The sequence below is a fragment of the Caballeronia sordidicola genome, assembly GCF_000729995.1.
Taxonomy (GTDB): domain Bacteria; phylum Pseudomonadota; class Gammaproteobacteria; order Burkholderiales; family Burkholderiaceae; genus Caballeronia; species Caballeronia sordidicola_A.
In genome coordinates this window covers 43,567-65,972 of sequence record NZ_JNFG01000011.1, presented here as the reverse complement: position 1 = coordinate 65,972, position 22,406 = coordinate 43,567, and the positions used below count along the sequence as shown (strand labels likewise).

Genomic DNA, 22,406 nt, shown 5'->3' with positions numbered 1-22,406 from the left:
AGAGGGCCGGCGTCCCGCTTTCATCCGACCCCAGGAGACAAGACATGAACCCCGCTAGTCCGGCCTCATTGAGCAAACGCGACGAAGCGTCCACGTTTTCCAGGATCACGTGGCGACTATTGCCGTTCCTGTTCCTATGTTATTTGTGCGCTTATCTGGACCGCATCAACGTGGCGTTTGCCAAGCTGCAAATGCTTAAGGACCTCAATTTCAGCGATGCCGTTTATGGCGCCGGCGCGGGCGTGTTCTTCGTCGGCTACCTGTTGTTCGAAGTGCCCAGCAATTTGCTGTTGTTGAAGGTCGGCGCCCGGCGCTGGATCGCGCGGATCATGATCACGTGGGGCATCATCTCCACCGGCATGATGTTTGTCACCACGCCAACCAGTTTCTACATCATGCGCTTCCTGCTCGGCGTGGCGGAAGCGGGTTTCATCCCGGCAATCCTCTTCTATCTCACCTACTGGTTTCCTTCGTCGCGACGCAGCAAGGTGACGGCATTGTTCATGACGGGCATTCCCATGTCAGGTGTAATCGGTGGGCCGCTGTCGGGCTGGATCATGAACCATATGGGCGGCGCGCATGGGCTGGCGGGGTGGCAATGGTTGTTCGTGCTCGAAGGCATTCCGACCGCAATCCTCGGGCTGATCGCGCTGGTCTATCTCGACGACAAAGTCAGCGACGCCAAATGGCTCTCCGCACCACAGCGAGCTTTTCTCGAAACGGCGTTGGTTGAGGAACGTTCAGCGCACGTGCTGCATTCCGTGAGGGACGGCCTGCTGCATCCGAAGATCCTGCTGCTCAGCCTGATCTATTTCTTCTTCACGATGGGCCTCTACGGCGTGAGCTTCTGGCTGCCTACGCTGATCAAGGCGAGCGGCGTATCCGATCCGCTGGACATTGGATTGCTGAGCGCAATTCCCTATGCTGCGGCGGCCGTCACCATGGTGCTCGTCAGCCACAGTTCGGACGCTAGCGGAGAGCGGCGCTGGCACCTCGCGTTGCCGGGCATTGCCGGTGCCGTGGGTTTGTACTTCAGCGTTTCGTATGCACATTCCACGCCGATTGCAATGATTGCGCTGACCCTCGGCACAATGGGCGTGATGACCACGATCTCGCAGTTCTGGGTCCTGCCCCCGGCCATTCTGAGCGGTGCGGCCGCGGCGGCCGGGCTGGCCGTTGCGAACTCGGTCGGCAGCATCTCGGGTGTGGTGAGCCCCTATGTGATCGGATTGATCCAGACCGCGACGGGATCGACAGGAAACGGCGTGCTCGGGCTTGCAGTGAGCTTGATCATTGGCAGTGTGCTCGTGTTCACGGTGCCGGCGAAACTCGTGAATAGCCGCAAGCGCGAAGCGGCGAAAGACGCTGAGCGGGTGATGGAAGGCGGCGTGCAGACGCGTGCTTGAAAACGAACCCCGAGCCTAATGCACCTATTGCGCCGCGTCTTCGACTTCTTCCCCCAGCACTTCACCCAGCCGCCGCACCAGGTTCTCGCGGGCGCGGCTGGTGTGGAGGTCGGTGAGTTCTGCGGCACGGCGCGCGTCGCCTGCGGCGATGGCCTCGGCAATTGCCGCGTGCTCGTCCCAGATGGATTTGCGTTGAGCCGACGATTGCAGCACGGCGCCCATCACGCGGCGCAGATGAACCCAGTGAAGATGCGCGGTTTCCGCAATCAACGGATTGCCCGATGCAAGGTAAATGGCGGAGTGGAAAGCCCAGTCTGTGTCGATCATCGCTTTGACGTCGTCACCCTTCGACGCGCGGCGGCCCTGCGTGATCAGCGCTTTATCGAGCTTCGCGCCGCGTTGCGCCGCGAGACTCGCGGCGAGGGAATCGAGCGCGCCGCGGATCTCGTACAGATGGGCGATCCAGGTGGGATCGAGTGGGGTGACAAGAAGTCCGCGTCCCGGCGCGTCTTGCACCAGTCCGTCCTTCTTGAGTAGTCGCAGCGCCTGCAGGACGGGTGAGCGGGACACGGCAAGCTGGTCGGCAATTTCTTCCTGCGTGATGCGGGTTCCAGGTGCGAGGGATCCTTCGCTGATGGCGTCGAGCAGCACTTTGTAGACTTCATCGACGTAGTCGGTACGTGCCTGAAGCTTTAGAAGTTTGGCGACCATGATGGTTCTCGATAAGTTTGGATACTGAGTTCAACAGCTGAGTTAGACAGATTACAGGTTGGTGCCGGAAAGCGTCAAACGGATTGACCGGATAGCGTGGAAGGGAGGCACCAAGCGTTTACCTGTAGAGACAGGGCGGCATTCCGAATCGTATCTTTGTATACAGAGTTCGGAGTTCAGAATCTAAAGAATGAAGACAAGCGAGTCGGATGACAGGACGACAATCCGGCTCGGCACGATGGATAAACCCAGCAGAGGATCCCCATGAATATCAAGTCAGACAAAGCAGAAGCCCAGAAAAGCGCCGGTGGTGGCGCGGTGCAGAAGAAGCTGGTGCCGTTCGGCGGTTATTACACCAGCAAGGTTCCGGGACACGATCCGGAGTTGACCGAAACCGGCCCCGGCACGCCGATGGGTGAATACATGCGGGCGTTCTGGCACCCTGTCTGCATGTCGATTGAACTCACCGATACCCCGCGCTTCCTGAAGATCCTGTGCGAAGAGCTGGTCGCGTTTCGCGACGGCAGCGGGCGCGTGGGCGTGCTGCACGCGCATTGCGTGCATCGTGGAGCATCGCTTGAATATGGCGCGATCCAGGAGCACGGTATCAAGTGCTGCTATCACGGCATGGTCTTCGACGTGGACGGCACCTGCCTTCACGTGCCGTTTCCGAACGGCGAAGAAAAGGAAGCCGAGAAATATGCGTGCTCGATCCAGCAGGGCGCGTACAAGGCTGTCGAGCGCAATGGCCTGGTGTTTGCGTACATGGGACCGCCCGACAAGGAGCCGCCGTTCCCCGAATGGGAGGGTGACTTCACGGTTGCGCCCGGCGATGAACTCGTGGCCTACAGCAATTTCCAGCATTGCAACTGGCTGCAAGTTCAGGACAACGCCGCGGATAACTACCATCCGACCGCGCTTCACGCAGGCAAGAACGTGGTGAACGGCAAATTCCAGGGCACGACGTTCGACGAGGTCGGCGCGAAGTCCATGGAAGTTGCACCCGACATGCATTTCGTGCCGGTGCAGCAAGGTCGCAGTCTTGCCTGCGCGGGAGCACGCCGGGTCGATAAAGACAGGCTCTTCGTGCGCGTCCAGCATCAGGTCTTGCCTAATCTGAGCTTGCACGCCTACACGTCCGAAGATGGTTCGCAGAAGAAGCTGTTCAGCCGCTTCCACATCATTCGCTGGACGGTTCCTGTCGACGATGAAAACAGCAAGATGATCGGCTGGCGCGTGATGGGGCCGGGCATCGATACGCGCGGTATTTGCGATAAATCGCTGGTCGGCTACGAGTCGATCGACTTCCTTGAAGGGCAAGTCGCCATGCGTCGTCCTGAGCGCTTCGGTCAATACAAGCTGGAGGACTTGCCGCCCATCCCGACGAATCATCGCGAACGCGAGAACTACAAGGACGCTCAGTACGCGCCGGGTGATTACGAAGCCATCATCAGCCAGCGGCCGATCGCGGTGCATGCGCTGGAGAATCCGACGAAGTTCGACGCCGGCTTGTTCCTGTTCCGCAAGATGCTGCGTGACGCGGTACGGGGTACGAACCCGGCCGCGTCGGCGGATAACTTTGCTGAATGGTTTCGTGCCAATGCGGGCGCACCGAATAGTTATTGCTCGGGCAATGTGTTCGATATCCCGGAAGGCGAGACTGTCGAACAGGAGGTGGCGAATCGCCGTAATGTGACGAAGCGCATTGTCGCGATCCTGACGGAAAGCGAGACGCTGAAGGGCGACGAGCGGGCCGCTTTTGTGCGAGAAAAATTTGATGCGCTCGAGGCGTCGGTCAAGGGCTGAATGGATCATCGTAGGGGGAACGGCAACGCGAGTCGCTTGACCCTTATAAAGACCTGCGGGCAGGGTCGTGCAAGGAAATGCAATGTCAGGTTCAGACAAACCAGCGGACACTCGCACCCTTGAGCTGATGGTGCGACAGATCCGCTTTGAAGGCAGGGGCATCAACTCATACGAGTTCGTCGATCCGTCGGGCGAAGTGTTGCCCGCGTTCACTGCGGGCGCGCACATCGATGTCCATTTGAACGGCGGATTCGTCCGGCAGTACTCACTAAGCAATTCGCCGAACGAACATCATCGCTATGTGATTGCGGTTTTGCGCGACGAAGCGGGACGGGGCGGCTCGAAAGCGTTGCACGACGGATTGCGCGTGCAGGACAAGGTGCGCGTCAGTTATCCGCGCAATAACTTCGAACTCGCCGCCGATGCCGGCAAGATCATTCTGTTAGCCGGCGGTATTGGCGTGACGCCGTTGAAAGCGATGGCGCATCGGCTTGAAGAAGGGGGCATCGACTATGAGATGCACTACTGCGCGAAGGATGAAAGCTGCACGGCGTTCGCGGCCGAACTTGCGCCGCTGCATGCAAGCGGCAAGCTGCAATTTCATTTCGATAACGGCGATCCGTCGAAGGGGCTGGATCTAAAGCGCTTGTTGAGCGAGACCGCACCCGGCGTGCACGTCTATTACTGCGGCCCGGGCGGGTTCATGAAAGCGTGCGCTGCGGCGACTGAGCACTGGAGCTCCGGAACGGTTCACTTTGAACATTTCAAGGCGCCGGAGCGAGCGGTAAGCGAGACCGTTGCGGCGGCCGTGGGCGAGTTCATAGTGAAGATTGCCAGCACGGGACAGCAGATACCGGTGTCAGGCGAACAGAGCATTGCCGACGCGTTGGAGGAGGCAGGCGTGGCGATTGAAACCTCGTGCCGGGCCGGATTATGCGGGACTTGCAAGGTGAGGTATTTATCGGGCGAAGTCGAACACAACGACTGCATTCTCGGCGACGACGAGAAGCAGGAGTATCTGACTTGTTGTGTATCGCGGGCGTCGAGTCGGGAGCTGGTGCTTGATCTTTAGTTCGGGAGGCACGCACAACGGCGCCTATCCCGACCGCGAACCCGAAACCCCATCCGCCGGCGCGAGCGAAAACCAGCCGGTCATGTGCGATTCAAACACGACATAGAATAAAAATCTAAGGTATCGACTATTCCTTTGATTTGCTTCTACCGCTCGCGAAAATCAAAGAAATCTTTGGGAAATTATTTCCATGTCTTCACTTTAAAATTGGCGCTCCTCTAAAACTTGAATAACGATGAGCGCTGACCTCCATTACTTCGACTACGCGGCCACCACGCCAGCGGATCCACGTGTCATCACTTCAATGGTCAATTGCCTGGGAATAGACGGGGTGTTCGGCAATCCGGCGTCCAACTCGCACGCGGCAGGTATCAAGGCACGAGGCTTGGTAGAGAAAGCGCGTGAGCAAGTTGCGTTGCTGATTGGCGCGCGCGCTGACGAGATCATATGGACTTCGGGGGCGACGGAGTCGAACAACCTCGCGCTTAAGGGCTTTGTCGAAGCAAGCGAGACTGTGCCTCATATTGTCACTAGCTGCATGGAGCACAAGGCTATTCTGGATACGGCCGCCAGCCTCGAACAGCGTGGCTTCTTGGTTACTTATGTCGCGCCCGATCAAAGCGGCGCCATCACGGCCGCTGCCGTCCGCGCGGCACTGAGGCCGGACACGGGCATAGTCTCGCTCATGCTGGTCAATAACGAAATCGGGACGATCACTGACATCGCGGCGATCGCGCCCATCGTCCATGCCGCGGGCGCATTGTTGCACGTGGACGCGGCTCAGGCGCTTGGCAAGGCGCCAATCGATGTCAAGGCACTGGGTATTGATTTCATGTCGATGTCCGCTCACAAGGTCTATGGGCCGAAGGGCATCGGGGCACTGTACGTCGCTCGTGAAGCGGCTACCCGGCTTGCACCTCAAATGCACGGGGGCGGGCATGAAAGAGGTCTGCGCTCAGGGACCCTGGCTACTCATCAGATCGTGGGCATGGGCACGGCATGCGCAATCGCCATGGCGGAAATGGAGGCCGATACAGCGAGAATCACCGTACTCAGCGAGCGACTGCTCGACGGTGTCCTCTCGATCGACGGTGTGGAGAAAAACGTACGCGACGGCGTGCACCTTCCGCATACGCTTAGCTTGAGAGTTGACCGCGCGGGTTTTTTCCCCTTCATGCTCGCCGCGGATCTCGCCATCTCTTCCACGTCTGCTTGTAGTTCAGCGTCAGGCGCGGCGTCCCACGTATTGAGTGCTATCGGGCTTGATGAGCAAGCGGCGGCACGGACAATACGCATAAGCCTGGGGCGCTTTACCACGGAGCGGGACGTGGATAGAGCCATTACCTGTATCCGGCAAGTAGTGGATCAATGCCTCGTGGTGCAGTAACACTTGAATCGTCGGAGCAAGGCGTCAGCTTACTTGTAGCCGGTCAAGCGCTCCTTCGATCAGGGCGCGCGAACTGGCATGGACGACTTTTCGGTGCTTTTTTAAAGCCGCGCGAACTAAAGAATCGAAACGGGAAGCCCACAGCTGGATTGTTAACCGCATGAAGATCATATAATTCGCATTTAATATGATAAGTAAAGCGAAGTAATTTATATAATTCGACAAGATCTTTAAGAGCACTGCGATCTGCAATTTCTGAATAGTAAATGGTCATCGATTGGCCCGGTTCTTTCGGCCATTTGATAGACATGTCGAAACTGCTGAACATCCACCAACTGGTGACCAAAAAAACGCGGTGTGACACAATGCATGTGCGCTCGAGCTCGGGCTGGCAAAAACTCTGCATGATCCCAGTGTCAACCGGCAATCCATCTATGCATCGCAGGCGTTTCCTAATCGCCGCTATCAGTGCGACGGGTATGGCGCTCAACGCGCGTGCCGCGCAGACGAAGCATTTCGACATCGTTTACCCGCAAATTCGGCCCGGTGGGGACGTGCACGCCGCCTTTGCGCTCGCGGTCCTTGATCTCGCGATGAAGTCTGCCAATGCCGACTATACGATTCGGCAAGCGGAAGTTGTGATGGAGCGGGGCCGGGCGCTTGCCGAGCTTGCAAACGATGACACGATCAACCTGCACTGGACGAGTATGGACGCACAGTCCGAGCAAGGGTTGAATGTCGTCCACATTCCGATTCACCGAGGCCTGATTGGCTATCGGGTGTTCATCATAAGAAAGGACCGGCAACCGGATTTCGATAGGATCCGCAGCCTGGATGACTTGAAAGCGCTGACCGCCGGGCAGGGACTTGGATGGATCGATACCGAAATCATGAGAAGCGCCGGGCTGAACGTGCAAACGTCAACCTACGAAACGCTATTCACAATGACTCAGGGCGGGCGGGTTGACTACTTCCCTCGCGGCGTTATCGAAGCGTTCACTGAACTTGACGCGCGCGAGCATGTGGTGCCGGACCTTGTGGTCGAGAACAGGCTGTTGCTGCTATACCGATCGGACTTTCTGTTCTATGTTGCCCGGGGCCAGAAAGAACTCGCCGCGACAATTGAGAAAGGGTTCACCGCGGCGTACCGCAACGGCTCATACATGAAGTTGTTCAACTCCCATCCGTATATCCAGAATCCGCTGGCGCGAGCGAACCTGGCCGGCAGGAAGATTATCCGCCTGGACAACCCGTATCTTTCCGAAGCGGACCGCAGGATTCCAGACGAATATTGGATGCACTGGTAGCAGCAAGTATGGTCGGCAGGTGGGTCTTGGCTTCACCTCACCTCGATTCCACCCCTCTGAGCGCGTTGCCTTGCGTCCGTCAGATCACTGCGTGCCGCTGACCCAGCGCGGCGAGCAGTTGCGGCCACTCGTCAACGTGGGCGTTGTCGTGAAGCTCTTCGAGCTCTGTCAACAGTTCGACAATTTGGTCATTGCAGACATCGACATTGGACGCATACAGCGCTCGCAGAAGCGCACCGTCACGTGCATGCCGATAATATGCGATGCCCGCCCCCTCGATATTGAAGCAGTAGAGGTCATCGTGAATCAGCGACCCGATTGCGCACTTGCGTCCGTTGCCGCCGCGCAGCCGGCACGATCCGTTCTCGTCTTCGGAAACGGCGCGCTGGGCTAGCAAATGGGCGCTCACGCGTTCATAAATTTCTTTGGCGCTTAGCATGGACATGATTCATGCCGCATGTTCGAGACGATCAGCGCAAAGGCCGAACTGGCGTGCAACCGATGCCAGACCATCGCGCCATTCCCGCTTGTCGAGGACATCGAGGACGTCCTGAAGGTAACTGAGCAACTCGATAGTCGTCGGGTTGTACACGTTAATTTGCGAGCGCAGCAGCGCCCGCTTGAGCGCTATGACGCCCGAATTCATGTAGGAGGGCACCGCGAGTGCGGATGCGCCGATGAACAGAACCGGGATACCCTCCATGCCCATTACGTAGTCGCACGGGGCGATAAAGCTGCCAAGCGGGGATCCTCCACAATACCCGCGGTAGGTGCGGTCTCCACGCGGCAGCAGCCCGGCATGACCCTGGCTGAAGAGGTGCCGTGTGGCTCTATCGAAGATTTCCTGATGGGTGAGAAAGCGCAGCGTTTTCATTGTCGGATTTGTTGGCAGGCACACGATTAATATCCAGCATCCTTGGCTTTTCGATATCGTCAAGGCTCAGATGACACCGGAAAGTATCGGTAAGCAATGCAGCAGGCGCTCTTGCCGTGTTTTACGGTTCATGTACCAATCCTAACCTTGCGAGACCAGATCGTTAAGTCGGGACACGCTGAAACTTCCCTCGGAATAGCAGCGTTTTGACTATCAGGAAATCCCTACACCAAGGGAAGCGGAATGAACGTACCGGGATCGGGCGTTTCCACGCGGCTGGCTGAATCAGTAGCATAGCCAAGGATGTTCTCTTCGGCAGTCAGTTGCCGACCGGAACACGTTCTTGGCGAGCGAGGCGAGCGATTACACCGGCACGTCTTTTCCTTACTCTGGGAGGCGATTGACCCACTGTCGCAGGTCCGTCTGTTCGTCACAGGCGACGAGTATGATACCGACGGGGATTTTGGCTCGCACGGACAAAAGCAAAAATGTGGCGCGGTGAGCGCACCGGTTAGCGGAAAGGAAAAAGACCATGAAGCGTATCTTGATTGCCATTGGAATTGTGCTGCTGGCTGCCGGTTCCCGGGCAAGCGAACCGGCGGGGCCGGCTGGCGAACTGGTGAGCTTGCCGAGCCGCGATGGCGTCACGCAGGGTATCTATATTGAAACCCGGACCGATAATCCGCCGTGGGTCATTGTTCTGTTCGGCGGCAACGAAGGCGCGCTGCATTTGAGCGCCGATGGCCCGGCCACGCTCAAGGGCAATTTTCTCATCCGCACGGCTCGGTATTGGGTGAAGCAGGGCGACGCCGCCGTGTTGGTCGATACCCCGTCCGACTATGTCAACGGGATCGATGACGGCTTCCGTCTTGGCCGGGACTCGTTCAGTGACACAGAGGCGGTTGTCAAGGCACTGCGGCAGCGCTTTCCAATGTCGAAGGTGGCGCTCGTCGGTACGAGCCGGGGAACCGTTTCGGTGGGCAACGCCCTTGAGCGGGATCCGGGCGTCGCCAATGCGTTCGTGCTGACTTCACCGGTGTCCATCGCACAACGCGGCAAGGCGGGTGTTTCCGGCCTCGATGCAGACGGCACGAAAGTTCGCGTGCTGGTCATCTCGAACCAGCATGATGCTTGCCCGGCGGCGTCGTTCTACGGCGGCAAGCGTCTGGCCGAGCGAAACCACTTCGAATTTATCGCTGTTGATTCTTCGGAAGGCGGAGGCGACAAGCAGGCTGATTGCGGGCCGCATTCACCGCATGGTTTCCTTGGGATCGAGTTGCAGGTGCTCGGTGCGATCAATGGCTGGCTCAACAACGATCGGCCTCCTGCGACGCAATAAGGCTAAGGTGGCCGATGAGGGCGCCGCCCTGGTGAACAAAACGAATTCGAGGAATGGGGTATGACGAACGGCAGCACGAAGCCATTGGTGAACGCGGTGGCACTGGCCGCACTCGCGTTGATGCTTGGCGCTTGCGCGTCGGCCAGCCCACCCGCATCACCTCCTGCTTCTGCTCCTGGCGACCACGGCGCGCAGTCGCCGTTTCCCGGTGCCGAATGGACTCGCGCGGACCCTGCAACGCTGGGCTTCTCGCAGGAAGGAATCGATCAGGCCATAGACTACGCAAAACGGCAGGGATCGACATCCGGCATGATCATCCGGCATGGTCTGGTCGTCGGGGAGTGGGGCGATATTTCAAGGAGGTCGAATCTCTTTTCGGGGAGAAAGAGCTTCATGAGCGCCCTGATCGGGATTGCGGTCGGGCGAGGCCAAATACATCCGGACGAGACGCTGGAACAACTCGGTATCGACGATAACGAGCCGTCGCTGACGTCAACCGAGAAGCAGGCAAGCGTGCGCATGCTGCTGGAGTCCCGCTCGGGTGTCTATCACGCCACGATATATGAAATGGCTGAGATGAAGGCGTCCAAGCCGCCGCGTGGCAGCCACGCACCGGGTACGTTCTGGCACTACAACAACTGGGATTTCAACACGCTCGGTGCGATCTACGAGAAGGCGACCGGTCAGCACATCTTCGACTCGCTGAAAACTGAAATTGCGGATCCGATCGGCATGCAGGACTATCGCCCAACGGACGGGCACTATGTTTCAGGGGGACTCGCTACCCGATATCCGGCGTATCCCATCGACATGAGCGCCCGCGATCTGGCCCGCTTCGCACTGCTGTACCCGCACGATGGCCGCTGGCGTGACCGGCAGATTGTTCCGGCGAGCTGGGTCGCCGAATCGACTCGCTCATATTCGAACACGCCTACCGGCGGCTACGGATACATGTGGTGGACGAGCACGCCCGCAAGTGGTCCGCGCGGTCCGAAGGTGGCTCTCCTGCGGGCGACCTATTGGGCTGACGGTAACCACGGGCAATACGCGGTCATTGTGCCATCGCTCGATCTGGTCGTGGTCAATCGGGTCGACATCCGGCTCACGTCGAAGAGCATGCACCAGTCGAACATGGAGAGGCTGGTGTGGCTGGCCGAGTCCGCAGAGGGCGCGACGGACATTGGCCCTGAGCCCACGCGTGAAATGCAGAGTCCTCAGGACTGATGTAACAGAGTCGGAGGGCTCCACAAGCCCGGCAGCCATCGCATGGGCTGGTCGCATCGACGGTGCGTTCTACTGGTTTATGCATTACACGCTCACTCCAGTATTGACGATGCCAGGCCGCGTAAGTGTCATGGAAGAATCATGTAAGTTTCGGCTAAGTAAATGAAGCATCGGCAAAATTGACGCGGCTTTTTGGTTGTGTCCGCCGCGAAACACCGCGGGTTAGCAAGCAGTGTTCGAATAGATTCTGTACGATTCCTGTCAATCGATCATTAGCTGTCGCGACGGCGTCCAGCGTGAGCCGCTGCTGAGGGCTATCAATGATTCGCAGCGGCCTCGCCGAACAGGCAGGTCTGCCAGATTCCCAATCTTTTCCCGGTGCACCGGCAAGCTCGGCCGGCTTGACCGCTTGTTCATGCCGGCATCGGATCATTGGCTGCGTGAACCTGGACGCTCCGTACAACCGGGACCACATTGCTGAGATTGTGAATGGACAAGATCATCGTTTTCATCCTTCCTGTTTTCGTTGTTCTGATCGGCGCCGAGTTTGCTTACGGCTGGTTCAGGCAACGTAATACCTATCGATTGAACGATGCGCTGAGCAGTCTCAGCCAGGGCCTGATCAGCCAGTTGCTGGGGCTGGTCACGCAGCTCTTTCAAATCGGTCTGTATGTCGTTGTGTTCAACGCGCTGACGCCAACCCCCAACGTCAGGTTTTGGGACACCTGGTACGGCTGGCTGATCGCCATCGTCCTGTTCGATTTCTTCGACTATTGGCTGCATCGCGCCGGGCATGAGTGTGCTGTCATGTGGGCTGCCCACGTCGTCCATCATCAAAGCCAGCACTTCAATTTCTCGACCGCCTTAAGGCAAGAAAGTACGGTCGCGCTGATTGGCTGGATCTTCTATCTGCCCATTGCGTTGATAGGCGTGCCGCCGGAACAGTTTGGCCTGGCCGGGCTTATCGTCCTCTTGTATCAATTCTGGATTCACACTGAACACGTCGGCAAACTCGGCTGGTTCGATCGCGTGTTTTCGTCGCCCTCTAACCATCGTGTGCATCATGCGGTCAACGACCAGTACCTCAACAAGAACTACGGCGGCATGTTGGTGATCTGGGACAGGATGTTCGGGACTTTCGTGGAGGAAGAAGAGCCTTGCGTCTATGGAACGAGGACACCCCTGCGAAGTTGGGACCCTGGTTGGGCAATCTTTGCAGAATACTGGGCGCTCGTGCAGGCAACGCGGCAAGCGACGTCGTGGGCAGACAAGTGGCGCATCTGGCTCAAACCTCCGGGCTGGCGACCTTCCGACTCTGGCAAGGAACTTCAGGCAGGACTCCCTGCGCCAGCGTTCGATCTGGACGCGGCGAGGCAGTTGTACGGAGAGCCCGTTGGCAGCAGCGCTGCGATATTTGCCGCCGTGCAATTTGCCCTGATGATGGGAGCAACGGCGGGTTATCTTTGGTACGCGGAAGAACTTTCGTATTCGACGGAGCTGGGGCTGACCGCTGTTATCGTCGCAGGACTTTGGGCTTTGGGTGCGTACCTGCAAGGCCGTGTGAGCGTCATCCCGGTCATCCTGGTCGACCTTGCGGGCGTAGCGGCCGCGGTCCTGATGTTCAAAGCTTGATCGTCGCTTCACCGTCACTTTCGCGATGGTTCTAAGGCGAATGACCCCAGTGCGACCCGCCGGCCTTGCATTGAAAGGCCGGCGCTCTAGGCCCCATGAGCATCTTGTGGCTGCAATGCACCGCGTCAACGGTTGACCGCCCAAGTCGTGGGGTATTTTCAGCAACAGTGCTCTTGTCGCCATTGTGCAAGATGACAGACTGAACAGCACACTGTGAGCAGTTCATCATCGAACTGCTACATCATTGCGTCTATCGACTGACAAAAAGGTAAAACGATAGATGACCTTTGGGGACAACTATCGCGTTATTCACCACCCCCTGTCGAATGAATGAATAGGGTAATCGATTTGGACGCATCGTCCCGGTGACTGGACGCTGTAAAGCATGCCCGCAGAGTAGTATGGCCGCAGAAGTCAGCGACAGATTTTCGGTTCCAGTTTCTATAAAGACCTTCCGAAATTTCTTACTGCTCATGACCGGAGTTTGAAAGCGAAGTAACCAAATCCATATGTCAACGACCGGAAAAGTCAATCGACGCAGAGTCTCGGCGTATGGATACTGGAACGTAGCGTTCGGTTCCATAGGGTCGGCTGTCGCGACGCTTGTCTAACGTGCAGTACCTCATCGAACAGCAAATGCTATTGCGGAGGCATTGATTGGAAAAGAAGTATTTCATATTCCGAGGCATCGACTACGCGGGTTCGAAGTGGATGCGCGAACAGCTGCTCCCGGAGCATCGTATCTACGTGCGCAAATCAGGCGCGGTGAAAATGGTTCATGGTGGTCCTCTTTACGACGAGGCAGAAGAAGCCATCGGATCATGTCTGATTCTCGAGGCGGATTCGTCAGCAGATGTCGGCAAGTGGCTTAGCGCTGAGCCGTTTTTCCATGCTGGACTGTTTGCTATAACGTCGGTAGATTGCTGGGGATGGACCTATGGCCGGTAATAACACCAAGACGAATTTTTCTTTGGAATTGCGTGCTCATCGCATTGTCTCCGGCGCGCCGGTGTCCGAGGTTTTGGCGGACGAATTAGCGGCGCTGAAAATGCGCCGTTGCATGCTTGTCACCACGTCGAATCTTTCGTCGCACTTTGACACGATAAGCGACGACGCAACCAAGCGCGCGTGTGCGGCACGCTTCACCGGTGTAATCCCGCATGTCCCCGAGCCTAGCGTCATGCAAGCAGTCGACACTGCGCGCGGCAGCGCAGCGGATGGCCTGCTGGTATTCGGGGGCGGCTCGGCACTGGACACTGCAAAGGCAGTCAGTGACCGTACGGGTCTGCCGATTCTCGCCATTCCGACCAACTTTTCCGGCTCCGAAGTGACGTGGAACTTCGGCTTGACCGTCAACGGCGTTAAACAAACGGTTCGAAACCCCGCCGTATTGCCCAGGACGGTGATCTATGATCCGGCCTTGCTTATGACGCTTCCCGCCAGCGTTGCAATGTGCAGTGGCATCAACGCAATCGCACATGCGATCGAGGCGCTTTACGCGCCTCAAGCCAATCCACTCACGCACGCGCTGGCGGAAACGGGCATACGCAAGATGATCGATGGCTTGCGCCGGTTCTGTGCAAACGGCGAGCGAACCACGCACGCCGCGTCGGATTGTCTGACTGGCTCGTGGCTGTGCGGCGAAGTATTGTCCCAGGTTGGAATGGGCTTTCACCACCGGATTTGTCACGTGCTCGGCGGTACCTTCGGATTACCGCACGCGGAGGTGCATACGGTGCTGCTTCCCTATTCGGTTGCATGGAACTATGGGCATGTGCCGGCACTCGCCGCGTTGTCCGATGTATTTGAGCAGCAGCCTTTCGCACATGCGCTTGCTGAATTTTCCGTGGCACACGGGGCGCCGCGCTCGCTTGAGGCGCTCGGATTTTCGGCCGGGCAGATTCATGAAGCGGCAGCGTTGGCGACCTCGACGCCGATTGCCAATCCGCATCCCGTCTCGGCTTCTGACATCGAGGCGATCCTCGCCCACGCATTCGCCGGCGACATGCTCGTATAACGCGGTGGTTGCGGCTTCTTTAAATTTGAGCAGGAGTAACTCATGAAAATCCCTAGCCCGTTCGATCTCGACGCGTGGACGGAGCAACATCTTCCAACGTCACAAGGCGCGATCGGCAATCGCGAAGTATTCAAGAAGTCCGATTTCATTTTCCAGGTGATCAAGGGTCCGAACGCTCGCAACGATTTTCATATCGACCCATGGGACGAGATCTTTTATCAACTGAGCGGACACATCTTCGTACACACGATCGAGGATGGCAAAGAGGTTAAGCATCGCATCAACGAAGGCGACATTTTCCTGTTGCCGAAGAACACGTTCCATTCACCGCGCCGTCCACCGGGTAGCATCGGTGCGGTGATTGAGCGGCCGCGTGCAGAAGGCGAGGAAGACGGTATTGCCTGGTTCTGCGAGAACTGCGGGAACATGCTGCATAGCGTCTACTTCTGGTGCGAGGACATAGAGGTGAACCTCAAGGGCTATGTGCAGGAATTCAACGACAGCGAACATCTGCGCACCTGCAAGAAATGCGCGACCGTGCTGCCCGATCCAACCAAGGTCCCGCAATGGGACGGCGACGAGTGGAAGTAACATCATGCTCTACGTACTGTATTGCGAAGACGATCCGAAGGTCTCCAAACAGATCCGCTCGGAACATAAGGAGGCACACCTTGCCTACCTCGATCAGCACAAGAGCTTGATTGTGCTTGGAGGTGCGATGCTTGATGACGACGGCGAAACGCGACTGGGCAGCACGCTGATTCTGAACGTGAAGACGCGCGCCGAGGCGGAGGCGTTTTCCGCCGGCGAGCCGTTTCGCTGTGCCGGACTCTATGCTCGAGTGCGGATCACGCGGATGCGTCGCGCCCAGTGGCGCCCGGAACTCGCACCAACATCTGTAGAGGGTAATTGAATGGATGAGGCGCGGGTGTATCCATTGCTTAAGCGCCTGCGTGCGATCGGCGTTGAGCCACCGATGCACCCGGTCCCGGCCGACCCGAACCGGCAGCGGCTTCATGCGTGCGTGCAGCGGTTGCGCGATGGAGTCGATGCTCGTGCCGCTAGCCCGAGGCGAGATTGATGACCCACGGGATTGAGGCGGATATTGAGGTGGCGATTCAGCGAGCGAACGCGGATGCGTGGAATTGCATTGCCGTGGTGCTGGCGGATCGCGCGCTTGAACAAGCACGCGCACTCGATCGGGAGATGGCCGGCAGCCGGTCTGCGCCGCCGCTGGCCGGCGTGCCATTCGTGGTTAAAAGCCTGTTCGACGTCAAGGGGGAGCCGACGCTCGCGGGAGGTCCCCCAGACCCGTCGATTTCAGTCGCCGCGGCAGACTCCGCGCTCGTGCGTCAGCTGTCGGAGGCCGGTGCGATTCTGATCGGCATCGCTCATATGGACGAGTATGCCTACGGTTTTCTTGGAGACAATGCGCACTATGGCAGGGTGATCAATCCACGCGATTCATCGAAGGTGACAGGTGGGTCGTCGAGCGGGTCAGCAGCGGCCGTAGCCGCCGGTATTGTTCCCTTCGCAATAGGCTCTGATACGAACGGATCGATACGAGTGCCCGGTGCTTTGTGCGGCGTGTACGGGCTCAAACCGTCTTTCGATCATTTGAGTCTGGCTGGGTCGCGAGCGCTGGCTCAGAGCCTCGACCATGCTGGCTTGCTGGCGTCGTCCCTAAGCGGACTCGAAGCGGTGTGGCGGGTACTGGCGAAAGCTGAACCTTCGCCCCCGGACGTTGGAACCGGTGTCTCGGTCGGGTTTGCGTCTGGCGACTACGAACGCTTGGCCGACCGTGGCGTGCGTGAAGCGATGCATGCGCTCAGGGCTGAATGGCCCGAGGCGCCGATCATTGAATTGGATCACGTTGAAGAAAGTTTCGCTGCCGCGTCGCTCGTTACTGCGTTCGAAGCGTCGCGAAATCATCGGGAAATACGCGAACAATCACCGTACCGCTATAGCGTGACTATTGCCTCGCGGCTTGATTCGGCAGCGCATGTATCACTAACCGACTACGCATTGGCGAAGTCATATCAGGGCCTGCTCACGCAACAGTTCGCTGACTTGTTTGTCGCCAGGCGTATCGACGTCCTCGTGGCGCCCTGCACGCCGGTCAAGACGCTCGGCGTCGGGGAGGAATCTGTCATGCTCGCAGACACCATGATGAAAGCGTCCGACGCTGCAGGTCTTTTCACGCGACCGTTCTCTCTCGCCGGCTACCCTGTGCTTATGCTTCCCGCCGAAGCAACGGACTCGCCGGGTTGCGCATTGCAATTGATCGGCCGGCCCGGTGACGAACACGTGTTGTTCTCGTTCGCACGCGAGGTCATGAAGCGCCTCGGATGATCGGCTGATCGCGGCACGGGACGCGTCTTTTCTGTCATTCTTCCGGGATTGCGATAGACCGCCCGCGAGTATTTCCAAATGAATCCGCTTCGCTCCCGTTTAAAGATCAGACATATCCACGTCGTCCTCGCCATTGCCGACATGGGCAACCTGCTGCGTGCGGCGCAGGCGCTGAACATTACGCAGCCGGCCATATCAAAGGCGCTCGCCGAAGTCGAAGACGTGATCGGTGAACGACTGTTCGATCGCACTCCCTTCGGCACACGGCCGACTCCTGTTGGCGAGGCTTTGATCCGCCACGGACGCAATGTGCTGACTGACCTGGACCGTGTCCACGACGCCCTCGAAGCCATTCGACGGGGTGATGCGGGCACACTGCGCGTCGGGGTTTTCTCGCTGATTGCGGAGTGGGAGCCAATATCCCGTGCGATCAACGATCTCCGCGAATTGTCCCGGGGGCTCTCGCTGATCATCGAAGATGGCAACATGGAAGACCTTGTGCCGAAACTCGAGGCTGGTAGTCTCGACGTTGTAATCGGCCGTTATCCGTACGCTGCGCAGCAGCAGCATCACACGGTGCGTGGACTCGGTCTCGACCGCATTGTGCTGGTGGTCGGCGCCGCTCATCCGCTGCTTCGCAGCGAGATACCGCTGACGCTGGCAAGCCTGATGGTCTACACATGGATCCTGCCGCCAGCACGTAATATTGTTCGTATGCAGTTGGAGATGGAGATCGCGGCGGCGCGACTGGTACTGAGTGAGATGCCCCTCACTTCTCTATCGATGCCGGTCAATATCCGGCTGGTGCAGACCACTGATTTCATCATGCTGATGCCCAATTGCGTCGCCAGGCAAATGGAGCAGCAACGCGATTTGCGTGTTCTTCCGTTCGAACTACCGCTTTCGCTCGGACCCTTGATGGCGATGTGGAGATCCGAGCGTGTCGTTGATCGCCAGCGAGATATGTTCGTCGAACGTCTGGCCGAACTTGCCATGGCGCGCAATGATTAGCAAGGTGACTTGTAAACAAGGCAACGCGGCGTAGGACCACATGCCAAGACGGTTATGTGGTCCTACTATCAATTCATTATTCTTTCTTGTTCTGGAAATCTAAAGTCGGGTTGAACTTCAAAGCGCGCGATACAGGCGGGCATATGACCCAAGGACTTAGGAGATCAGAATGAAAAAGAGTTTGTCGACGGCGCTGGCTACAGCGTTGTTAGCGGCCACACCGATTGTCAGCCATGCGCAAAGCGCGGTCACGCTGTATGGCATCGTTGATGAAGGGATCACCTACACCAACAATCAGAGCGGCCATGCTAACTATCAGTTGCAGAGCAGCGTGGCGTCGGCATCACGCTGGGGGCTGCGTGGGGCGGAGGACCTGGGCGGTGGAATGAAAGCAGTCTTCGTGCTTGAAAATGGCTTTGATCCTTCCACCGGGAATCTCGGCAATAATGGACGAATATTCGGCCGCCAGGCGTTTGTCGGTCTGTCATCAAAGTACGGGACGGTGACAATGGGCCGCCAATATGACGAAGTAGTTGACATGCTTGCACCGGTTGACGCCAGTCTCAAATGGGGCATTTACTTCGCGCACGCCGGGGACGTGGACAATACCAGCGGCAGTGTGCGGATCAATAATTCGATCAAGTACGTCAGCCCCAATATTTCCGGAATTACAGTGGGCGCGCTATACAGCTTTGGCGGCCAGCCGGGGCAATTTTCGTCGCAGAGCACCTCGTCCGCCGGCATCAGTTACACACGAGGTCCCCTGTACGTTGCTGCGGCATACATGTTCATGAAGAACCCATTTGCAGCGGGTTTTGACAGTCTCGCGCCAAAGAATATTATCTACTCAGCGTACGTGCCGTCCGCACAAAGCTGGCGCGTGGCCGGCGCGGGCGGGTCGTATGCAATCGGCCCGGTAACCGCCGGTTTCGAATATACATCGACACAGTTCGCCAAGGGCTTTGCGGGCAACGACGTGAACTTCGACAACTATGAGGCGAACGTTGGCTGGCTGGTGCGTCCGGACATCCAGCTCGGCGTGGCGTACGTCTATACGCATGGCAAGATCGATGCGACCAGCGCCGTACCGATTTATCGCGCGATCGACCTGTCCGCTGACTATTTTCTATCGAAACGGACGGACATCTACCTCGCCGGCGTTGTGCTGAAAGCAGGCGGCTCGGCGACACAGGCGCAGATCACGACCCTGTCGGCAGCTTCGAGCACGACGTCTCAGGTTGCGCTGCGCGTCGGTATTCGTCACAAGTTCTGATCTGTGCTGTCCTCATAAAGGATGCCTAATGACCTATCATGATCGACCAGCGCACACCGTGCACGGTATCTTCAACCATACGCCATTCGGCGCCAGGCAGTGGACGGTCTTCCTGATCTGCTTCGCGGTTACCACGATGGAAGGATTCGACACCACGATTACCGGCTTCATCGCGCCAGCCATTACGCAACAATGGCAACTGCCGGGTGTCGCGCTCGCACCGCTAATTGGCGTGGGATTGGCGGGGATACTGATCGGTTCGATCGTGGGCGGCACGCTAGCCGACCGCCTCGGCCGCAAGGTCGTCGGCGCAATTGCTATTGCATGTTTCGGGGTGGCTAGCGTCGCCTCCAGCGACGCACAGGCGCTCTCCCAGCTAATCGCGTGGCGCTTCGTCACTGGCGTCGGCGTAGGTGCGGCAATGCCGGTGATGTCGGCACTCGTCGCCGAATACTGCTCGGACCGTGCGCGCTCGGTGATGCTCGCGACGACGTTCTGCGGTTTCCTGTTCGGCGCGGCTTCGGCAGGATTCGCGACCGCGTGGCTGATCGGCGTGCTCGGATGGCGCGGCATGCTCGCGCTAAGCGGAGCGCTGCCACTGGTCGTGCTGGTAGCGTTTGTCTGGCGCGTGCCTGAGTCGCCGCTGCACATGCTGGTGAGAAAAAAACCGAGGTCCGTGATCGAGCAGGCAATGGCGAAGATATTTCCCGCGCTCGACTGTTCGAATCTCGAGTACGTCGAAGACGTTCCGGCGGCAGCCACGAGTTCGAGGTTTGCGTTGCTGGGCCGCGAATACCGTCTCGGCACGCTGTTGACGTGGGGCGCGGAGTTTTGCGGCTACCTGGTGTTTTTCCTCATTGGGAGTTGGTTGCCGACGCATCTGAAGCAGGGTGGTTTGTCGATTCACGCGGCGTCGCAACTATCGTCGATGTTTCAATTCGGCGCGCTGGGCGGCGCGGTTCTATTCGCATGGATGGTGCGCCGTTTCAATGTCGCGGCGGTGGTCGGTTCTGCGTTCGGTATAGGCGTGCTCCTGGTCATCGCACTCGGACTGCTCGAGACGGCAGCGTGGTATGCCGGCGTGGTGTTCCTGGCGGGTTTCGCGATTGGCGGTCCACTTATCTGCATTAATACGATTCCTGGCGTGTTTTATCCGACCGCTTTGCGGGCATCGGGCGGGGGCTGGACGCTGGCGATCGGGAGGCTGGGTTCGATCGTCGGGTCGGCATTGATCGGATTGATCGTCACGTCGAGCTGGCCGTTCCCAGTGGTCTGCATGTTCCTCGGTGTGCCCTTGCTGATCGGCTCCTTAAGCATGTTCTGGATGCGGCCGATCCTTGGCGACAACACCTATCGGGCTGCGCCGGACTCACCGGGCCATACCGCTTCTGAAGGTTCCGGGCACCGCCCTGCAACGAATGGCAGTCTCCATTGACCACACACAACAAGATGCAAACCAATAACGACCAACCGCAGGTGCTGTGCGCACAAGGCGTGCTCGCTGGCAGGCGCAAGCACGGTGTCGACGCGTTCTTCGATATTCCCTATGCGGCCGAGCTTGGACCGGCGCGGAGGTTCTCCTTACCGTTGCCTCCGCTTGCGTGGGAGGGCGTGCGCGACGCGAGCGCCCCCGGGCCGGTGTTTCCGCAGATGCCCAGTCGACTTACGCCGATCATGGGAACCACGGCGGAATTTGCTAACCAGTCGGAGGACGCGTTTCGGCTAAACGTATGGCGGTCTTCGTCTCCGGCTACGGGAGAAAAGCTGCCCGTGCTCTTCTGGATTCACGGCGGCGGCTGGCTGACAGGAGGCGCCGCGTTGTCGTGGTACCACGGTGACACTCTGGCTAAGAGTGGAAGGGCTATTTTCGTGGGCGTTAACTACCGGCTAGGCGCATTGGGCAATCTTTATCTGCCCGGCGAGACTTCCGGTAGCATGGCTTTGCACGACCTGCTTGCCGCGCTCGATTGGGTGCATGACAACATCGCAGCGTTCGGTGGCGACAGGGATTCCATCACGTTATGCGGACAGTCGGCAGGTGCGTGGTACACAAGCGCATTGATGGCTTCGTCAGCGGCACGCGGACGCTTCGCGAGCGCGATCCTGCTGAGCTTGCCTGGTTCGCTCAAACCACAGCAGCCACACGATGCGGGGTTGCTCGCCCGCGCCTACTGCCGGTTGCTTGACGTGCCGGCGCAAACTGCTTCGTTGCGTGAACTGCCCGTTGCCCGTTTACTTCAGGGCCAGCTTCTATTGGCGCAAGCACAATCATCTTTCGCAGATATTCCTGAGACGTTCCTGCCTCTCGCTGACGCCTCGCTCCCGGCGGACATGTTGTCCGCTGCCGCTTCGAGGTCGGCAGGCGTACCGGTTTTGCTCGGTACGTTGCCCGACGAAATGGGCGCGTTTCTATCGCATGACCGCTCGGCGATCGATGCGACCGAAACACAAGTACTTGATCGTTTCGACGATGTGTTTGGGGAAGAGGGCGCTCGGGAATACGAGCGGCGTCGCCACGCCCGCCCAGGCGCTTCGTCTTATGACCTTCTAGTCGAGCTCACGTCCGACGAAATCTTCCGTGAGCCGACGCGACGTTTTGCCAGCGACCTGACGAGAGCCGGGAGCCGCGTTTTCTTGTATGACTTCACGTGGCGATCGAAGGTGCCTTTGGTGGGGGCTTGCCATTGCATTGAGTTGCCGTTTGTCTTCGATAACTTCGAGCGCTGGGCGGACGCAGGCATGCTCAGGGATCTCGACCTGGCCGGGGCACGCGCGTTGGCGCAAGAGGTTCAACACGCGCTGTTGAATTTTGTCGAACGGGGCGATCCCAACGGCGAAGGTGTTCCGCAATGGCCTGCTTACAACGAGCACGAGAAACCCGCGCTCGTGTTCGGCGGCGTCAAGGGATCGATCTGACCGTGATGAATAGGAATACGAGAGTGTGTCGATGTCACGCTTGCTCAAGCGTTCCATCACGAGATCGTTCCATATCCAA

General features: G+C 58.4%; 20 protein-coding genes and 1 pseudogene. 17 read left to right on the top strand and 4 right to left on the bottom strand.

What is annotated here, in order from left to right; all coding sequences use genetic code 11:
- Window positions 1–44: 44 nt before the first annotated feature.
- Window positions 45–1,406, top strand: a complete 1,362-nt coding sequence (locus FH08_RS0112080; protein ID WP_051888181.1) for an MFS transporter — start codon at window positions 45–47, stop codon at window positions 1,404–1,406.
- A gap of 24 nt (window positions 1,407–1,430) precedes the next feature.
- Here FH08_RS0112080 and FH08_RS0112075 read toward each other — a convergent pair whose 3' ends face one another.
- Window positions 1,431–2,117 carry a GntR family transcriptional regulator gene (locus FH08_RS0112075; RefSeq protein ID WP_031358566.1) on the bottom strand — a complete coding sequence of 229 codons (687 nt, stop codon included), beginning with the start codon at window positions 2,115–2,117 and terminating at the stop codon, window positions 1,431–1,433.
- A gap of 264 nt (window positions 2,118–2,381) precedes the next feature.
- Here FH08_RS0112075 and FH08_RS0112070 point away from each other — a divergent pair, with 264 nt between their 5' ends.
- The 3 genes and pseudogenes from FH08_RS0112070 to FH08_RS0112060 all read left to right on the top strand — a co-directional run.
- On the top strand, window positions 2,382–3,923 hold the full coding sequence (locus FH08_RS0112070; protein ID WP_031358565.1) for a Rieske 2Fe-2S domain-containing protein: 1,542 nt from the start codon (window positions 2,382–2,384) through the stop codon (window positions 3,921–3,923).
- An 82-nt stretch (window positions 3,924–4,005) separates the two neighbouring features.
- Window positions 4,006–4,995, top strand: coding sequence for a PDR/VanB family oxidoreductase (locus FH08_RS0112065; protein ID WP_031358564.1), 990 nt, complete (start codon window positions 4,006–4,008; stop codon window positions 4,993–4,995).
- A 229-nt stretch (window positions 4,996–5,224) separates the two neighbouring features.
- A pseudogene (locus FH08_RS0112060) lies at window positions 5,225–6,367 on the top strand (cysteine desulfurase family protein); the annotation flags it as partial.
- Window positions 6,368–6,425: 58 nt separating this feature from the next.
- On the opposite strand, the gene FH08_RS51830 reads toward FH08_RS0112060, so the two are convergent.
- Window positions 6,426–6,692: a hypothetical protein gene (locus FH08_RS51830; protein ID WP_152602805.1), complete on the bottom strand. Its 267-nt coding sequence runs from the start codon at window positions 6,690–6,692 to the stop codon at window positions 6,426–6,428.
- Window positions 6,693–6,816: 124 nt separating this feature from the next.
- On the opposite strand from FH08_RS51830, the gene FH08_RS0112055 reads away from it, so the two are divergent.
- Complete coding sequence (locus FH08_RS0112055; RefSeq protein ID WP_031358562.1) at window positions 6,817–7,689, top strand: ABC transporter substrate-binding protein; 873 nt, start codon at window positions 6,817–6,819, stop codon at window positions 7,687–7,689.
- 79 nt (window positions 7,690–7,768) lie between these two features.
- Here the strand turns inward: FH08_RS0112055 and FH08_RS0112050 are convergent, their stop codons facing one another.
- Complete coding sequence (locus tag FH08_RS0112050) at window positions 7,769–8,134, bottom strand: hypothetical protein (protein ID WP_235210344.1); 366 nt, start codon at window positions 8,132–8,134, stop codon at window positions 7,769–7,771.
- Window positions 8,135–8,137: 3 nt separating this feature from the next.
- On the bottom strand, window positions 8,138–8,563 hold the full coding sequence (locus FH08_RS0112045; protein ID WP_031358560.1) for a hypothetical protein: 426 nt from the start codon (window positions 8,561–8,563) through the stop codon (window positions 8,138–8,140).
- A 532-nt stretch (window positions 8,564–9,095) separates the two neighbouring features.
- On the opposite strand from FH08_RS0112045, the gene FH08_RS0112035 reads away from it, so the two are divergent.
- The 12 genes from FH08_RS0112035 (at window position 9,096) to FH08_RS48355 (ending at window position 22,327) form a co-directional block, all read left to right on the top strand.
- Window positions 9,096–9,902 carry an alpha/beta hydrolase family protein gene (locus FH08_RS0112035; RefSeq protein WP_031358559.1) on the top strand — a complete coding sequence of 269 codons (807 nt, stop codon included), beginning with the start codon at window positions 9,096–9,098 and terminating at the stop codon, window positions 9,900–9,902.
- Between the two features lie 60 nt (window positions 9,903–9,962).
- Window positions 9,963–11,126: a serine hydrolase domain-containing protein gene (locus tag FH08_RS0112030; protein WP_051888177.1), complete on the top strand. Its 1,164-nt coding sequence runs from the start codon at window positions 9,963–9,965 to the stop codon at window positions 11,124–11,126.
- A 489-nt stretch (window positions 11,127–11,615) separates the two neighbouring features.
- Window positions 11,616–12,758, top strand: coding sequence for a sterol desaturase family protein (locus FH08_RS0112025; protein WP_031358557.1), 1,143 nt, complete (start codon window positions 11,616–11,618; stop codon window positions 12,756–12,758).
- 657 nt (window positions 12,759–13,415) lie between these two features.
- Window positions 13,416–13,706, top strand: a complete 291-nt coding sequence (locus FH08_RS48360) for a YciI family protein (protein ID WP_035566017.1) — start codon at window positions 13,416–13,418, stop codon at window positions 13,704–13,706.
- Window positions 13,696–14,775 (top strand): maleylacetate reductase, encoded by a 1,080-nt coding sequence (locus FH08_RS0112015; RefSeq protein WP_031358556.1) that lies wholly within the window; start codon window positions 13,696–13,698, stop codon window positions 14,773–14,775. Before FH08_RS48360 ends, FH08_RS0112015 begins: the two co-directional genes overlap by 11 nt.
- 42 nt (window positions 14,776–14,817) lie before the next feature.
- Window positions 14,818–15,366, top strand: coding sequence for a 3-hydroxyanthranilate 3,4-dioxygenase (gene nbaC / locus FH08_RS0112010; RefSeq protein ID WP_031358555.1), 549 nt, complete (start codon window positions 14,818–14,820; stop codon window positions 15,364–15,366).
- Between the two features lie 4 nt (window positions 15,367–15,370).
- Window positions 15,371–15,688 carry a YciI family protein gene (locus FH08_RS0112005; RefSeq protein ID WP_035566015.1) on the top strand — a complete coding sequence of 106 codons (318 nt, stop codon included), beginning with the start codon at window positions 15,371–15,373 and terminating at the stop codon, window positions 15,686–15,688.
- 167 nt (window positions 15,689–15,855) lie between these two features.
- Window positions 15,856–17,127, top strand: coding sequence for an amidase family protein (locus FH08_RS0112000; protein ID WP_051888176.1), 1,272 nt, complete (start codon window positions 15,856–15,858; stop codon window positions 17,125–17,127).
- Window positions 17,128–17,205: 78 nt separating this feature from the next.
- Window positions 17,206–18,138, top strand: coding sequence for a LysR substrate-binding domain-containing protein (locus tag FH08_RS0111995; protein WP_051888174.1), 933 nt, complete (start codon window positions 17,206–17,208; stop codon window positions 18,136–18,138).
- 169 nt (window positions 18,139–18,307) lie between these two features.
- A complete protein-coding gene (locus tag FH08_RS0111990) occupies window positions 18,308–19,411 on the top strand; it encodes a porin (protein ID WP_031358551.1) in 1,104 nt (367 codons plus the stop codon).
- Window positions 19,412–19,439: 28 nt separating this feature from the next.
- A complete protein-coding gene (locus FH08_RS0111985) occupies window positions 19,440–20,846 on the top strand; it encodes an MFS transporter (protein WP_031358550.1) in 1,407 nt (468 codons plus the stop codon).
- Window positions 20,843–22,327: a carboxylesterase/lipase family protein gene (locus tag FH08_RS48355; RefSeq protein ID WP_152602804.1), complete on the top strand. Its 1,485-nt coding sequence runs from the start codon at window positions 20,843–20,845 to the stop codon at window positions 22,325–22,327. Before FH08_RS0111985 ends, FH08_RS48355 begins: the two co-directional genes overlap by 4 nt.
- Window positions 22,328–22,406: the final 79 nt, after the last annotated feature.